We start from the raw sequence: 14,993 nt of genomic DNA, 5'->3' as shown, positions 1-14,993 counted from the left end.
CCGCACCGCCGGCTGCGCCAGCCGCGCCGCGCCCAGCTCCACACTCTCCAGCCCCGCACGCCCCGGCCTCGCAAAGCTCGGGCAAGCGCGGCGTGCCCGGCATCGAGGCGATCATCGCGGTGGCGTCCGGCAAGGGCGGCGTCGGCAAGTCGACCACCGCTGTCAACATCGCGCTTGGCCTCGCCGCCAACGGTTTGCGTGTCGGCGTGCTCGATGCCGATATTTATGGGCCGTCCATGCCCAGGCTGCTCAACATCCATGGCCGGCCGCAGACCGTCGACGGCAAGATCCTGAAACCGATGGAGAATTACGGCCTTAAGGTGATGTCGATGGGCTTCCTCGTCGACGAGGAGACGCCGATGATCTGGCGCGGTCCGATGGTGATGTCGGCGCTGACGCAGATGCTGCGCGAGGTCGAATGGGGCCGCCTCGACGTGCTCGTCGTCGACATGCCGCCCGGCACCGGCGACGCCCAGCTGACCATGGCCCAGCAGGTGCCGCTGGCCGGCGCCGTCATCGTCTCGACGCCGCAGGACCTGGCGCTGATCGACGCCCGCAAAGGATTGAATATGTTCAAGAAGGTCGACGTGCCGCTGCTCGGCATCGTCGAGAACATGAGCTATTTCATAGCCCCCGATACCGGCAAGCGCTACGACATCTTTGGCCATGGCGGGGCGCGGCGCGAGGCCGAGCGACTCGGCGTGACCTTCCTCGGCGAAGTGCCGCTGGAAATGGGAATTCGCGAAAGTTCTGATGAAGGCTCGCCCGTGGTGGCGTCGAAGCCCGACAGCCCCGAGGCGAAGATTTACCGCGATATTGCTTCGAAGGTCTGGGACCGGGTCAACGAAGAACGCGGCGCGGCCGAAGCGGCGGTGCCGAACATCGTGTTCGAGTAGCTCGGATATCCCTCCCCCTTGAGGGGAGGGTCGCCCGAAGGGCCGGGTGGGGTCCGCGGTGACACGCTCGACGCTATTTCTTTACAAGTCGAGGCAGCTCAACTCACGTTGAGGCAGTTGAGGCGACCCCACCCGCCTCGCTTCACGAGGCACCCTCCCCTAAAGGGGGAGGGGAACCCACCTTCTCGCCAAAGCTTGAAAAGAACTGCCCGGCCAGCTTCTTCGAAGTCGATTCGATGAGCCGGCTGCCGAGTTGGGCGATCTTGCCGCCGACTTCGGCTTTGGCCGCGTATTTGAGGACTGTCCCATCCGGCCCGTCCGCCGTCAGCGTCACGTCGGCGCCACCCTTGGCGAAGCCGGCAATACCGCCCTTGCCCTCGCCCTGGATGGTGTAGGAGTGCGGCGGCTTCAGGTTCTTCAGCGTCACCTCGCCGTTGAATGTCGCCTTGATCGGTCCGATCTTCAGGACCACCGTCGCCGCCATTTCGGTCGGCGATTTCATCTCCAGGTGCTGGCAGCCGGGAATGGTCGCCTGCAAAACCTTCGGATCGTTCAGCGCGTCCCACACTTTCTGCAGGGGGGCGGCAATGCGTTCCTCGCCTTCGATCACCAAAGCCATCGACACCTCCCGGACAGACTTCGAAGGCCTAACGCACGGTCTGGTCTGTGTCTATCGCACCAAAGTCCGGTTGCGACGGTGCGCCCTCTTGCCTGCTTCCGCGCGTTGCCATATCGATTTGTCTTACAAATACGGAGACCATGATGGCAGGCGCCCCCACCGGAAAGAAGAAATTTCGCTCGCAGGAGTGGTTCGACAATCCCGACAATCCAGGCATGACCGCGCTCTACCTCGAGCGCTACCTGAACTATGGCCTGACGCGGGCCGAGCTGATGTCGGGCAAGCCGCTGATCGGCATCGCCCAGACCGGCTCGGATCTGTCGCCATGCAACCGCCACCATATCGAGCTCGCCAAGCGCGTGCGCGAAGGCATCGTCTCGATGGGCGGCATCCCCTTCGAATTCCCGTGCCATCCGATCCAGGAGACCGGCAAGCGCCCGACCGCGGCACTCGACCGCAACCTTGCCTATCTCGGCCTGGTCGAAGTGCTTTACGGTTATCCGCTCGACGGCGTCGTGCTGACCATCGGCTGCGACAAAACCACGCCGGCGCTGCTGATGGCGGCGGCCACCGTCAATATTCCGGCCATAGCACTTTCGGTCGGACCGATGCTCAATGGCTGGCACAAGGGCAAGCGCACGGGATCGGGCACCATCGTCTGGGAATCGCGCCAGCGCCTCTCGGCCGGCGAGATCGACTATGACGAGTTCATGGACATCGTCGCCTCATCGGCGCCGTCGACCGGCTATTGCAACACCATGGGCACCGCCACCACGATGAACTCGCTGGCCGAGGCGCTCGGCATGCAATTGCCGGGCTCGGCTGCCATTCCGGCACCCTACCGCGAGCGCGGCCAGATCTCCTATGAGACGGGCAAGCGCATCGTCGAGATGGTGCATGAGGATCTGAAGCCATCCGACATCATGACGCGCAAGGCGTTCGAGAACGCCATTGTCGTCAATTCGGCGATTGGCGGCTCGACCAACGCGCCGATCCACCTCAACGCGATTGCCCGCCATCTCGGCGTGCCGCTCACCAATGACGACTGGCAGACGGTCGGCCTCCATGTGCCGCTCATCGTCAATCTGCAGCCATCGGGCGAATATCTCGGCGAGGACTATCATCATGCCGGCGGCGTGCCGGCTGTGGTGGCCGAACTGATGAAGGCCAAGCTGCTGCCTTATCCCGAAGCGATGACCGTCAACGGGAAATCGATCGGCGACAATTGCAAGGATGTCGCCAACGAGAACACCGACGTCATCCGCACCGTCGCCGAGCCGCTGAAGGCCAATGCCGGCTTCATCAATCTCAGCGGCAATCTGTTCGATTCCGCAATCATGAAGATGAGCGGCATCTCGCCGGAATTCCGCGAACGCTATCTCTCCAACCCGAACGACCCGGAAGCCTTCGAGGGCAACGCCATGGTCTTCGATGGTCCCGAGGACTACCACGCCCGCATCGACGATCCGGCGCAAGGCATCGACGAGCACACCATCCTGTTCATGCGCGGCGCTGGCCCAATCGGCTATCCCGGCGGCGCCGAGGTCGTCAACATGCAGCCGCCCGCCTATCTCATCAAGAAGGGCATTCACGCGCTGGCCTGCATCGGCGATGGCCGCCAGTCGGGCACATCCGGCTCGCCGTCTATCCTCAACGCTTCGCCGGAGGCCGCCATTGGCGGCGGCCTGGCGCTGCTCAAGACCGGCGACCGTGTGCGCATCGATTTACGGAAAGGCACTGCCAACATCCTCGTCACCGACGAGGAAATCACGCGCCGCCGTGCCGAACTGCAGGTCGATGGCGGCTATCATTATCCCAAGCATCAGACGCCATGGCAGGAGATCCAGCGCTCCATGGTCGACCAGTTCTCGGAGGGCATGGTGCTGAAGCCGGCGGTGAAATACCAGGACGTCGCGCACACCAGCGGCGTGCCGAGGGACAACCACTGAGCACCCGCTTGATATGAAAATGCCGGCCTGATCGGGCCGGCATGAAAGCCTTGGCGTAAGCTTGTTTGGATGGCGGCCTCAGGGTGGAGGCGGGCCGGACGAAGCGGCGATGGCTGTGATGCCGGAAAGTCGTCCTGCCTTGCGGATGACTGGTGTGTGATACTGTTTCTTCATAGGACCCGTTGCCCGTTTTAGATCACTGCTCGCACGCCAACTGATCCCACCTGTCAGTATGACATTGCAGTCCTCGTCAGTTTCGGGTTTTTTGACACGAAATCAAGAGGGGTCCAGAGCGTCGTCCATGATGATGGTTTTCCGCCACGGGCGTATCCTTGCCGCCTAGCCCGATCGACATTGCCCCGGTCGACATTGCTATTGTCGGCGCGGGCATGGCCGGTCTCTTCCTGGCGTGGCGCTTGTCCCAAAGTGAAAAGCCCGCAAGGATCGCTGTTTTCGAATCCGCCGGTCGCGTCGGCGGTCGGGCCTCCACGGTCTCATTTCCCGGAGAGCCGAACTTCGGCATCGATCTCGGCGCGATGATGCTGATGCCGCAACATCGGCTGCTCAAAAAACTCATGGCGACGCTGGATGTAAAGCTGTCGGGTATGGACGTCGTCACCGGCGCCAACCGGCTCCATCTGCGCGGTAGGAGCCTGCCCTACGCCGCTATATCGCGCTTTGCGCCGCGCCGCCTGTTTGCCTATGACGTGACGCGTCGGCTGCAGGAAAAAGGCCCGTCCCGCCTGCTGCGAAAGGCGGCAGCACTGATCCTGCCGGGTTCGGAGGCCTTCGGCAGCGCCGAATGGAACGGCGCCGCAGGCTTCGTTTATCGCGGCCGCAAGCTGGCGGATTGGGCGACTTGGGATGTGCTGGCGACTGTCTTGACCCCGGAGGAAATGGCTTTTGCCGAGGACGCGGTGGGCTATTCGTTGCTCCTGCGTGGACCCAACGCCGCCGAGACGTTCAGGCTTGCGCTCGGCGAGCTGAGCGGCGGCCGCTCCTATTGTTCCCCCGATGGCGGGTTCCAGCCGGTTGCGGAGCGAATGGCCGGGCGGATCGCTGTCAGCGGCGGCGCCGTCCATCTCGATCACACCGTGACCGCCATCGCCCGCTCGGCGCAAGGGATGGTCTTGTCTGTCGAGGGGCAAGGCGGGACGGTCGAGGCGCGCAAGGTCGTGCTGGCGTTACCGGTCCGCCCCCTGCGGACCCTGCTGGAAAAGTCCGGCATCGAGCAGCCCAGCGATCTGCCGGCACCGGAACCCTGGCCGATGCTCACGCTGGCCGCCTGCTATGCCAGCCCATGGTGGGCTCGAAACGGCATCGCGGCTGGCCACAGCGTGACCGATCTGCCGGCTCGCCAGATATGGCAGTTCACAAAAGTGGACGCGCGCGACGCGACGATTCGCCGGAGCGTCGCCATGGCCTATTGCGATGGCAGGCACATGGTATTCTGGCGCTCACTGCTGCCTGAGCTCGCTCGGCGCCACGGTTTTGCGGTTTTGGCCGAGGGACATTCCGCGCTGGAGGCCTTTCACGGCCAGATGGTCGAAGTCCATGGCAAACACGGCGCCATCTCGAAACCCATCGGCGGGTTTGCGCAGGATTGGGGTGCGCCGGCCTATGGCGGCGCGTCGCATGTCTGGGACCGTGGCATAGATATCTCCGGTATAAAACTGGCGAGCCATACGCTCGCTCCGGGCATTCATGTCTGTGGCGAAGCGTGGTCCAACAATCACGGCTGGATCGAGGGCGCGCTGGAAAGTGCGGAAGACCTGTTGCAGCGGGAATTCGGGCTCGACGCCTGGCTTGCCTGAGACTCCGCAAGGGCGATGAAAAACGATCCTACATTCCGTATGAGTGGTCGGCTATCGGACGGAAAGTATCAACGTGACTAAACGGCGCTCTTCAATCGGTTTCCTCGGCATGTTCGGTCGCTCCGGCGATTTGCGGGAACTGGACAACGCGCTGCGCGGCGCCGATCTTCATCCGGCGCTTGTTCCCGAGGGGATAAAGCTCACCATCGTCAATTTGATGAAGGATCATTGGCCGGACGAGCCGCCGCCCGACGCCTACCGGTCCGTGGCGCAGCTGTTTGGCTATTGCATCGCAGGCCCACAAACCTTCGAGCAGGCCAATGGGCCGGAGCGGCGGCTGGACGCTGAGCGCCGCATCGAGGCTGCGCTTGAAACCGGCGACAGCCTGGATGCCCAGATCGTGTTGATGGCGCTGCATGGCAAGCTGATCAGCGCCGAAGTCGTCGAGCGCTTTGGGCTAAGTGCGGACTGACCTTCGTAAGGTGAAGCTTACCCGCCCATGCCGCTGCGTGGCAGCTTGATCATCTCGCCGAAGCGGGCGCGCAATTTGTCGTCGAGCAGCTTCGGCACATGGCGCGGGAAGCGCTCGGCAAGCACGCGCTTCTTTTCGATGATCGCCCGCTGCAAGATGTCGGGCCGGCCCTTCTCGTTCCATTCCTTGGGCGAAAAGCGGTCGCCCACGGCCGGATAAAAATACTCGGTCTGCATCAGCCGCAGCGTCTGCTCATTGCCGAGATAGTGGCCTGGGCCATTCATGCAGACTTCGGTGATGGTGTCGATCGACAGTGCTTCATCGGTCACTTCGATGCCGCGCACGCAGCGTAGACAGTGGCCCAACATGTCATTGTCTATGATCAGGCTCTCCAGGCAAAAGCCGAGCAGCGAGGCGTGCATGCCTGCCGATTCATAGACCAGATTGAGGCCGGCAAGACCGGCCATCACGTCGGTGATCCCCTTTTCATAGCCGGACTGGATGTCGGGCAGTTTCGAATCCGTCATGCCGGCGGCCGAACCGCCCGGCAGATCGTAGAACTGCGCCATCTGCGCACAGGCCGAAGTCAGCACTGCCTGCTCGGCCGAGCCGCCCGACATCGCACCGGTCCTGAGGTCGGAGACGAACGGCCAGGTGCCGAAGATCGCCGGATGCCCCGGCTTGATGGCGTTGACATAGATGAGACCGACCAGCACTTCCGCCACCGCTTGCACCACAGCGCCGGCAATCGCCGCGGGAGCGGTGGCGCCGGCCTGGCCGGCCGATAGAAGCAGGATCGGGATGCCGCCTTCGACGCAGGCTTCGAGCACGCCGCAGGCGTCCTCGGCAAACTTCATCGGCGGCACGACGAAGCAGTTGGAGTTCGACACGAACGGCCGGGCGCGAAAGTTCTCCTCGCCGCCGGCGATCGCATAGAGCATTTCCAGCGCCGGCTGCACGTTCTCGCGCACCGTGAAGGAGGTGCCGACATGCTTCGACGTCCCCATCACGCAGGCGTAGAGCGTGTTGAAGTCCATTTCGAGCGGATCGGGAATGTCGCGCGGCACCATGGGCCGCTGGAAGAAATGGATGTTGTCGAGCCCTTCGACGAGGCGGGCGGCGTCGTAAATGTCCTGCACCAGCGACTCGCGGTATTCGCGCTTTTCGACATCGACCAGATGCACGGCCGCACCCGCCGTGCCGTAATGCACGCGCTTGCCCTGGATCAGCATGTCATGCCTGGGGTCCTGGCCGTGCAGCGTAAAATTCCTCGCCGCTTTCTTGATCGTGTCCATCACAAGCCCACGTGGGAAACGGACGCGGCCGTCGTCGCCGTAAACGGCGCCGACCCCGGTCAGAGCCTCGATGCAGGAGGGAATGGCATTGGCGAAGCCGACGGTCTCCAGTAGCGTCAGCACCGCTTCATGGATGCGCTCCTGTTCGTTCTGGTTGAGCGGCCCGTAGCTGCCGCCTTCGAGGCCGGCGCGCACCGGCCGGATATCGTCGGCAAGCGGTGCGGCCCGCATGGCGCGGCGCGCTTCGCGCCCGCCGGATCGGCGCGAACGCTGGTCGGCTGATGCATCCTTAGGAGCCGCATCCTGCTTCTCAACAGCCACTGACATGGGGGGCACTCCACCTTTAGTTTGCGAAACACGACGCGATGATTGGTCCACCGTCGGCTTGCTTCGTCCCTCTGTCAGCCGACTATGCCGTTGCCATTGGCCCAGCCTATGGGCCAGTCAACGCAGCCGAGTATGCCAGAGAGCTAATGCAGAATGTTGGTGATCATGCCAAGGGCCGGGGCTGTTCAAAGCTCCGGCACAGGCAAATCAGGCTGCAGCGGGCCTGCGTCCGGCCGCGGTCGCGAGCTCGCGAATACCCGGCTCGATGTGCTGCAGTGCGATCGAGGAAATGCCCAAGCGCATGAAGCGCGACGGCTTTTCGGTGCGATCGAAGAAGCGGTCGCCCGGCTCGATGATGACGCTGCGCGAGGCCGCGGCCTCGGCCAGTCCACGTGAATCGGTGCCGCGCGGGCCTTCCAGCCAGAGCGATGTGCCGCCGGCCGAATCGGTCGAGCGCCATTCCGGCAGGAATGCGGAAATCGCATGGACCAGACGCTTGCGCCGCTCGTCGAAGGCCGACGACAGCCGCCGCACCAGCGCCTCGTGATGGCCGAGCGACAGGAACAGCGCGACCGCGCGCTGGTTGTTGGCCGGCGGGTGCCTGAGCATGAAGCGGCGCAGCGCCCTGAGCTCGGAGATTAGTCCAGCCGAAGCGACGATGTAGCCAAGCCGCAGGCCCGGAGCCAGCGTCTTCGACATCGAGCCGACATAGACGACGCGACCCGAGCGATCGAGGCTCTTCAGCGCCTGCTGCGGCGCCTCGTCGAGAAGCTGGCTGTCATAGCCGTCCTCGATGATGATCTGGTTGTGGCGGTTGGCGCGCGCCAGAAGGTCCTGCCGCCGCTCCGCAGACAGCGGCACCATGGTCGGGCAGTGGTGGCTGGGGGTGACGAAGACAAAGCCGGAATCGTTGGGAATGGACGAGGTGACGATGCCGGACTGATCGACCGGAACCGGCTGGATCTCGGCGCCTGCCAGGCGGAAGATCGAGCGCGCGTCGGGGTATCCCGGGTCTTCCATCGCGACCTTGGAGCCCTTTGTCATCAGCAGTGTCGCCAGCATATAGAGCGCGTTCTGGGCGCCGAGCGTGACGATGATCTCGTCCGGATTGGCGAAGATGCCGCGCCGCGGCAACAGCCGCGCCTGGATCTGCTCGATCAAGAGCGGATCGTCGCGATCGACCATGTCGGAGGCCCAGTTGCGGATTTCGAGCACGGCCAGCGCCATGCGGTTGCACTCACGCCATTCGGCTGTCGGGAACAGCGCCGGGTCGAACTGGCCGTAGACGAAGGGGTAGGACGACTTGATCCAGTTATCGTGCTTGGCCGGCGGCGGCATGTCGCTGGCGGCGATTTGCCGGCGTGCCTTCCAATCGATCTCGTTCTGCTGGTCCGGCGCCTTCTGGTGCGGCTTGGCGGGGGTGGCCAGCACATCCGGATTGACGAAATGGCCGCGCCGTTCGCGCGCCACCAGGAAACCTTGGTCGACCAATTGCTGGAAGGCCAGCACCACAGTGCCGCGCGCGACGCCGAGTTTTTCAGCCAGGATGCGGCAGGACGGAAGCGGCATCGAAGCGGCGATCTGCCGGTCGAGAATGGCGGCGACGATCGCCTGACGGATCTGCGCCTGCAGGGTCTGGCCCGATTCCGCCGAAATCCGGAACAGGCCGGACCATATGGCCGTGTCGTTACGCTGTGGCATGGAAGGTGTTCCTCGATGGCCAGTCTTTTTTGCTTGGCTGGACCAGCGGAAGGTAACCGTGGCACAAGGGGTTGCGCCAATCAATTTTTCTGATCGCTGGGATTTATGCCAGTGATCTATGCGCGACGCGCAGCGTCGTCGCATCCCCGGGTGACGCTTGCGTCATCCCGCAGCGCGGACGCCCGCGCGATGCGCAGCGTCGTCGCGCCTCATTATCCCCAGCGCGATGCGAAGCGTCGTCGCTACTCCCATCACATCATCCAGCGCGACGCGCAGCGTCACAGCTCCATCACATCGCACTATGCTTGCACTGCGTCATCCCCACGCATTGAAACATGCGGAATTCGGCTCGATAAGATCAGCGCGACGACACGCGCCGGAAACATCCGGTCTGATAAGATGTCGTGAAAAAGCGATCAGGAGCCGGCAGTGGATCATTCCTCCTTCGACAAACAGCTTGTCGCCTTGCGTGCTGCGCGCGCGGCGGCATCGGGCACGATGCGCGAGGCTTTTGCCGCGGACCCCAAGCGCTTCGAGACATTTTCGGCCAGCGACGGCGACCTTTTGCTCGATTGGTCGAAATGCGCGGTCGACCAGCGCACGATGGAACTGCTCGAGAAGCTCGCTGGCGCCGCCGATCTCGAAGGTCGCCGCGCCGCGATGTTTTCCGGCAAGAAGATCAACATCACCGAGGACCGCGCCGTGCTGCACACGGCGCTGCGCAACCTCTCGGGCAAGGGCGTCACTGTCGACGGCCAGGACGTCAAGGCGGATGTGCTGTCCGTGCTCGACGCCATGGGCGCTTTCGCCGATGCCATTCGCTCCGGCAAGGCCGCCGGCGCCACCGGCAAGAAAATCACCGACATTGTCAACATCGGCATTGGCGGCTCCGATCTCGGCCCGGCCATGGCGACGCTGGCGCTGGCGCCCTATCACGACGGCCCGCGCGCGCACTACGTCTCCAACATCGACGGCGCCCATATCCACGACACGCTGAAGGGCCTGTCGGCCGAAACCACCCTGTTCATCATCGCCTCGAAGACCTTCACCACGGTCGAGACGATGACCAATGCCGAGACGGCGCGCGAATGGGTGCAGAAGGCGCTCGGCAAGGAAGCTGTCGGCAAGCATTTCGCCGCCGTCTCGACCGCGCTCGACCTGGTTTCCAAGTTCGGCATCGAAGCGGATCGCGTGTTCGGCTTCTGGGACTGGGTCGGCGGCCGCTATTCGCTGTGGGGCGCCATCGGCCTGCCGGTGATGATCGCCATCGGCCCGCGCAACTTCCGCGCCTTCCTCGATGGCGCGCATGAGATGGACGAGCACTTCCGCACCGCACCCCTGCAGAAGAACCTGCCGGCGCTGCTGGGGCTGGTCGGCTGGTGGCATCGCGTGATCTGCGGTTATCCGGCGCGTGCGGTCATCCCTTATGACCAGCGCCTTTCCAGGCTGCCGGCCTATCTGCAGCAGCTCGACATGGAATCGAACGGCAAGGGCGTCACCCTCGACGGCACGCCGGTGACGACGCCGACCGGACCGCTGGTCTGGGGCGAGCCCGGCACCAATGGCCAGCACGCCTTCTTCCAGCTGCTGCACCAGGGCACCGATTCCATCCCGGTCGAGTTCCTTGCCGCCGCCGTCGGCCATGAGCCGGATCTGAAGCACCAGCACGATCTACTGCTTGCCAATTGCCTGGCCCAATCGGAAGCGTTGATGAAGGGCCGCACGCTGGACGAGGCTCGCGCGCAGATGCTGGCCAAGGGCATGAAGCCGGCCGATGTCGACAGAATAGCCCCGCACCGCGTCTTCTCCGGCAACCGCCCCTCGGTGACGATCCTCTACCGCAAGCTCGACCCGCGCACCTTCGGCCGGCTGATCGCGCTTTACGAGCACCGCGTCTTCGTCGAAGGCACTCTGTTCAACATCAATTCCTTCGACCAATGGGGCGTCGAGCTCGGCAAGGAGCTGGCGACCGGCCTGTTGCCAGTCGTGGAAGGCAAGGAGAGCGCCGCCAAGCGCGACGCATCGACGGCCGGGCTGGTGGCGCGCATCCAGCAACTGCGGGGGGCGCAATGAAAAATCCGGCCGACATCAAGGGCATATTGTTCGACAAGGACGGCACGCTTGTCGATTTCAACGCGACCTGGCTCGGCATCGCCGATTTCATGGCCATGGATGCTGCCGAGGGCGATCGCTGGAAAGCCGACAGGCTGCTTTCAGCGGCGGGCTTCGATTTTGTCGCCAAGCGTTTCAAGCCGGATTCCATCTTCGCCTCGGGCACCAACATGGATGTCGTCGAACTATGGTTCCCGCGCCTGTCCGACGAGGACCAGATGCTGGCCGTCGCCCGTTTCAACGAGATCACCTCGGTGCAAGGCTCATCGATGGCGGTGGCCTTGCCCGGCATCGTCGCGGCGCTGACGGCTCTGCACAAGCGATCCTACCGGCTCGGCGTCGCCACCAATGATTCGACTGCCGGTGCCGAAAAGACCATGGTCACGCTCGGCGTCGCGCAGCTGTTCACCGCCGCCTATGGCTATGACGCGGTCGCCAATCCGAAACCGGCGCCGGACACGATCGTCGCCTTTTGCGACCTGACCGGGTTGAAGGCGTCCGAGATCGCCATGGTCGGCGACAACCGCCACGACCTGGAGATGGCGCGTGCCGGCGGCTGCGGCCTGGCGGTCGGCGTGCTCTCCGGCACCGGCACGCGGGAATCGCTGGCGTCGATCGCCGATGTCGTTCTGGATTCGGTTGCCGACTTGCCGGACTTTCTGTCGGCGCGGGTCAAGGAGACGGTCTGACGGGGGCCTGGGGCAAACTCAATTCGGCTCGGGATTTCCCCGCCAATGGCCGAGTTGGGGGAAGCAGCCATGAAACTATGGAGCTTCTGGTTTGTTTTCGGACATAGTGGGCTACTCATCAGCAGAGCAAACGTACCCGCATCTGCCGCACCTGATCTTGGCGCTTGCGTTATCGATGTCTTCGCCAGGCTGAAGCTCGAAGCCGCGATTTTCGCACTTTGGGCAAACTATGAAGCCGATACGTTGAACAACTTTAATCCACGCCATTCGACTTCTCCTATCAACGGCTAATCCAATCTATTTTCTGCCCCTTGAGGTTTGTCCACAATGAGTAGAATCCGGCCATTCAGAGCGACTGGGCTTTGCCGCGTCGCGCTAGCAATCTTCCGGCTCGAACCAAAACACACCGCTCGGCTTGGTCACATCACCCTTTGCGTCGCCGAAATCCGGCACCTGATATTCGGCGAGCAATCGTAGCCGCGACAGCGGCAGATCGGCGCGGCGGGGATCGCCGACCAGCACCTCGATGCCGGCTGCCAGGCAGCGGTCGAGGAACGGGATCACCCGCAGAGCAACCTCGCGGCCGTAGAACACGTCGCCGGCAAGCACGAGATCGACCGCTGGCGGCGGGCCCGTGGTGATATCCTGGTCGACAATGGTGATCTCGACGCCGTTGGCCAACGCGTTGAGGCCGATCGCGGCGACGCCGTTGCGATCGCTCTCGGCGGCGATCACCGCGCTGGCGCCGGCCTTGGCGGCGGCGATGCCGACGAGGCCCGAGCCGGCGCCGAGGTCGAGCACGCGGTGACCGGCCACGATTTGCGGATGGTCGAGTATATAGCGCGCCAGCACGGCGCCGCCGGCCCAGGCATAGGCCCAGTAGGGCGGCTGCGGCTCAGCTTCGTGCTCCTCGGCCTGGCTGCCGTCTTCCGGTCCATGAGCTCGCCACTCGACAAGCCGCCTCAGGCCGCTGCCGGAATGAGCCGTATAGAGCTGGATTTCAGGGAGCGCGGGAACGGGCGCAAGCCGCAGGTTCGCCTTGATGAACACTACTGCATCGGGACGCCGACTATCGTCCGCCATCCCGCCGTCGCCAGGCTCGCCGTTCAAATTATTCCCGCAGCGCCCGGCGCAAAATCTTGCCCACCGGCGTCTTCGGCAGCTCGGTCCTGAACTCGATGTATTTCGGCCGCTTGTAGCCGGTCAGGTTCTCGCGACAATACGCAGTGATTGCCTCAACGGTCAGCGCCGGATCCTTCTTGACGATGAACAGCTTCGGCACTTCGCCCGAATGCTCGTCCGGCACGCCGACCGCCGCCACTTCGAGCACGCCCGGATGCTGGGCGACGACTTCCTCGAGTTCGTTGGGGTAGACGTTGAAGCCGGAGACCAGGATCATGTCCTTCTTGCGGTCGACGATCTTGGTGTAGCCGCGCTCGTCCATGAAGCCCATGTCGCCGGATTTGAAAAACCCGTCCTTGGTCATCACCTTGGCGGTCTCGTCCGGCCGGTTCCAGTAACCGGCCATGACCTGCGGCCCGCGAATGCAGATCTCGCCGACCTCGCCGAGCGGCAGGTTGTTGCCGTCATCGTCGCGGATGACGATCTCGGTCGACGGCAGCGGCAGGCCGATCGTGCCGGTGAAATTGCTGTCGCTGAACTTGTTGGCGGTCGCCACCGGCGAGGTCTCCGACAGCCCGTAGCCCTCGGTGATCGAATTGCCGGTCAGCGCCTTCCAGCGCTCGGCAACCCCCTTCTGCACCGCCATGCCACCACCCAGCGTCATGATCAGCGGCTTGAAGTCGAGCTTGCGGAAATCCTCGTTGTTGAGCAGCGCGTTGAACAGCGTGTTGAGGCCGGGGAAAATGTGCATCGGGTATTTCTGCAGCTCCTTGACGAAGCCGGGAATGTCGCGCGGGTTGGGAACGAGCACGTTCTGGGCGCCCTGCTGCATGCCCATCAGCGCGTTCACCGTCAGCGCGAAGATATGGTAGAGCGGCAGTGCGCAAATGAAATTGAGATGCGCCGGTTTCGGCTTGATCGCATAGGCGTCCTGCAGCCACAGCGTGTTCTGCGCGACATTGGACAGCACATTGGAGTGCAGCAGCACAGCACCTTTGGAAATCCCCGTGGTGCCGCCTGTATATTGCAGGAAGGCGACGTCGCTGGCTTCCATCTTGGCCGGCTTGAAGGCGATGCCGGCGCCGGCCTTCACCGCCGCATTGAACTTGACATGGCCGGGCAGCGACCAGGCCGGCACCATCTTTTTCACCCGGCGCACGACCAGGTTGACGATCGTGCCCTTGAGGCCGCCGAGCATGTCGCCCATCGCCGCGACCACCACATGCTTGACCGCCGTCCTGGCAATCACCGCGTCCAGGGTGCTGGCGAAATTCTCCAGAATGACGATCGCCTGCGCGCCGGAATCCTTGAGCTGATGTTCGAGCTCGCGCGGCGTGTAGAGCGGATTGATGTTCACCACGACATAGCCGGCGCGAAGCACGGCCATCATCGCCACCGGATATTGCAGCACATTCGGCATCATCAGCGCCACGCGTGCGCCTTTCTGCAGGCCCTTCGATTGCAGATAAGCGCCGAAGGCGGCCGATTGCCGCTCGAGTTCGGCATAGGAGATCGACTTGCCCATGCAGACGTATGCCGGCTGGCCGGAAAACTGCTTGCAGGCGCCGACGAGGAAGTCGCCGATCGAACTGTAGGGCAGGGCGCCGATCTCCGCCGGCACGACTTTCGAATAGCTTTTTAGCCATGGCTTTTCCGGCAAGCCCGCGGCAAGCGCCGTCAGCGTATTCGGCAGTTTTTTGGCCGCGCCCGGCGACGGCTTCGAGGCGGGCTTCGCCGCGGCTGTCTTCGCGGCTGGCGGCTGGGCGGGCTTTGCAGCGGGTGTTGTCTTCGCCGCGCGCTTGACCGCAGGTTTCGCTGCCGGGTTGGCGCTTGCCTTCGCCGGCGTCGAGGTTGCCGTTGGCTTGACGGCGGGAGTGGCTTTGGCCGGTGGCGCTTTCGACTTGGCGGCAGCGGCGGCCGGTTTTGAAGCTTTCGCCGCTTTTGCTTTCGCCGGGGCCGTTGTCTTTGTTGCTTTCGCCACCTCTAGCCTCCCTCGG

Annotated in this window: 12 protein-coding genes; 7 read left to right on the top strand and 5 right to left on the bottom strand. The window is 63.7% G+C overall.

The window, feature by feature from the left end:
* Positions 1-896, top strand: an 896-nt coding sequence (locus X733_RS150625) for an Mrp/NBP35 family ATP-binding protein (protein WP_031193316.1), incomplete at its 5' end; no start/stop codon positions are given.
* Positions 897-1,038: 142 nt separating this feature from the next.
* Here the strand turns inward: X733_RS150625 and X733_RS150630 are convergent.
* Positions 1,039-1,515, bottom strand: a complete 477-nt coding sequence (locus tag X733_RS150630) for a carbon monoxide dehydrogenase subunit G (protein WP_023732479.1) — start codon at positions 1,513-1,515, stop codon at positions 1,039-1,041.
* Between the two features lie 143 nt (positions 1,516-1,658).
* Here X733_RS150630 and X733_RS150635 point away from each other — a divergent pair, with 143 nt between their 5' ends.
* The 3 genes from X733_RS150635 to X733_RS150645 all read left to right on the top strand — a co-directional run bounded on the left by X733_RS150635 (position 1,659) and on the right by X733_RS150645 (position 5,750).
* Complete coding sequence (locus X733_RS150635) at positions 1,659-3,464, top strand: IlvD/Edd family dehydratase (protein WP_023688786.1); 1,806 nt, start codon at positions 1,659-1,661, stop codon at positions 3,462-3,464.
* Between the two features lie 332 nt (positions 3,465-3,796).
* Positions 3,797-5,278: an FAD-dependent oxidoreductase gene (locus X733_RS150640; protein ID WP_023732478.1), complete on the top strand. Its 1,482-nt coding sequence runs from the start codon at positions 3,797-3,799 to the stop codon at positions 5,276-5,278.
* Positions 5,279-5,351: 73 nt separating this feature from the next.
* The gene (locus X733_RS150645; RefSeq protein WP_031193314.1) at positions 5,352-5,750 is read left to right on the top strand and encodes a hypothetical protein; all 399 of its coding nucleotides are present in this window, start codon (positions 5,352-5,354) and stop codon (positions 5,748-5,750) included.
* Between the two features lie 17 nt (positions 5,751-5,767).
* Here X733_RS150645 and X733_RS150650 read toward each other — a convergent pair whose 3' ends face one another.
* Together X733_RS150650 and X733_RS150655 are read right to left on the bottom strand one after the other, a co-directional pair.
* Entirely contained in the window at positions 5,768-7,372 is a 1,605-nt protein-coding gene (locus X733_RS150650) for a trimethylamine methyltransferase family protein (protein WP_023818850.1), read from the bottom strand.
* Positions 7,373-7,579: 207 nt separating this feature from the next.
* Positions 7,580-9,073 (bottom strand): PLP-dependent aminotransferase family protein, encoded by a 1,494-nt coding sequence (locus tag X733_RS150655; RefSeq protein ID WP_023669484.1) that lies wholly within the window; start codon positions 9,071-9,073, stop codon positions 7,580-7,582.
* A 465-nt stretch (positions 9,074-9,538) separates the two neighbouring features.
* Between X733_RS150655 and pgi the strand changes: the two genes are divergently transcribed.
* The 3 genes from pgi to X733_RS150670 all read left to right on the top strand — a co-directional run bounded on the left by pgi (position 9,539) and on the right by X733_RS150670 (position 12,165).
* On the top strand, positions 9,539-11,146 hold the full coding sequence (pgi, locus tag X733_RS150660; protein WP_245274432.1) for a glucose-6-phosphate isomerase: 1,608 nt from the start codon (positions 9,539-9,541) through the stop codon (positions 11,144-11,146).
* On the top strand, positions 11,143-11,874 hold the full coding sequence (locus X733_RS150665; protein WP_023688783.1) for an HAD family hydrolase: 732 nt from the start codon (positions 11,143-11,145) through the stop codon (positions 11,872-11,874). The genes pgi and X733_RS150665 overlap by 4 nt, the downstream gene beginning before the upstream one ends.
* Before the next feature lie 69 nt (positions 11,875-11,943).
* Positions 11,944-12,165, top strand: coding sequence for a hypothetical protein (locus X733_RS150670; protein WP_155922478.1), 222 nt, complete (start codon positions 11,944-11,946; stop codon positions 12,163-12,165).
* An 84-nt stretch (positions 12,166-12,249) separates the two neighbouring features.
* Here the strand turns inward: X733_RS150670 and X733_RS150675 are convergent, their stop codons facing one another.
* Both X733_RS150675 and X733_RS150680 read right to left on the bottom strand, forming a co-directional pair.
* On the bottom strand, positions 12,250-12,957 hold the full coding sequence (locus X733_RS150675) for a 50S ribosomal protein L11 methyltransferase (protein WP_031193312.1): 708 nt from the start codon (positions 12,955-12,957) through the stop codon (positions 12,250-12,252).
* Between the two features lie 28 nt (positions 12,958-12,985).
* Entirely contained in the window at positions 12,986-14,977 is a 1,992-nt protein-coding gene (locus tag X733_RS150680; protein WP_023682052.1) for a long-chain fatty acid--CoA ligase, read from the bottom strand.
* Positions 14,978-14,993 lie beyond the last annotated feature (16 nt).

It is taken from the genome of Mesorhizobium sp. L2C066B000 (assembly GCF_000502335.1).
GTDB lineage: Bacteria > Pseudomonadota > Alphaproteobacteria > Rhizobiales > Rhizobiaceae > Mesorhizobium.
Note: the sequence above shows the minus strand (reverse complement) of the source record. Positions and strands in the feature narration are given on the sequence as shown.

Excerpts from the sequence above, each read along its gene's own strand:
- X733_RS150635 (WP_023688786.1), top strand. The coding sequence starts at position 1,659 with ATGGCAGGCGCCCCCACCGGAAAGAAGAAATTTCGCTCGCAGGAGTGG.
- X733_RS150630 (WP_023732479.1), bottom strand. The coding sequence starts at position 1,515 with ATGGCTTTGGTGATCGAAGGCGAGGAACGCATTGCCGCCCCCCTGCAG.
- X733_RS150675 (WP_031193312.1), bottom strand. The coding sequence starts at position 12,957 with ATGGCGGACGATAGTCGGCGTCCCGATGCAGTAGTGTTCATCAAGGCG.
- X733_RS150650 (WP_023818850.1), bottom strand. The coding sequence starts at position 7,372 with ATGTCAGTGGCTGTTGAGAAGCAGGATGCGGCTCCTAAGGATGCATCA.
- X733_RS150665 (WP_023688783.1), top strand. The coding sequence starts at position 11,143 with ATGAAAAATCCGGCCGACATCAAGGGCATATTGTTCGACAAGGACGGC.
- X733_RS150655 (WP_023669484.1), bottom strand. The coding sequence starts at position 9,073 with ATGCCACAGCGTAACGACACGGCCATATGGTCCGGCCTGTTCCGGATT.
- X733_RS150670 (WP_155922478.1), top strand. The coding sequence starts at position 11,944 with ATGAAACTATGGAGCTTCTGGTTTGTTTTCGGACATAGTGGGCTACTC.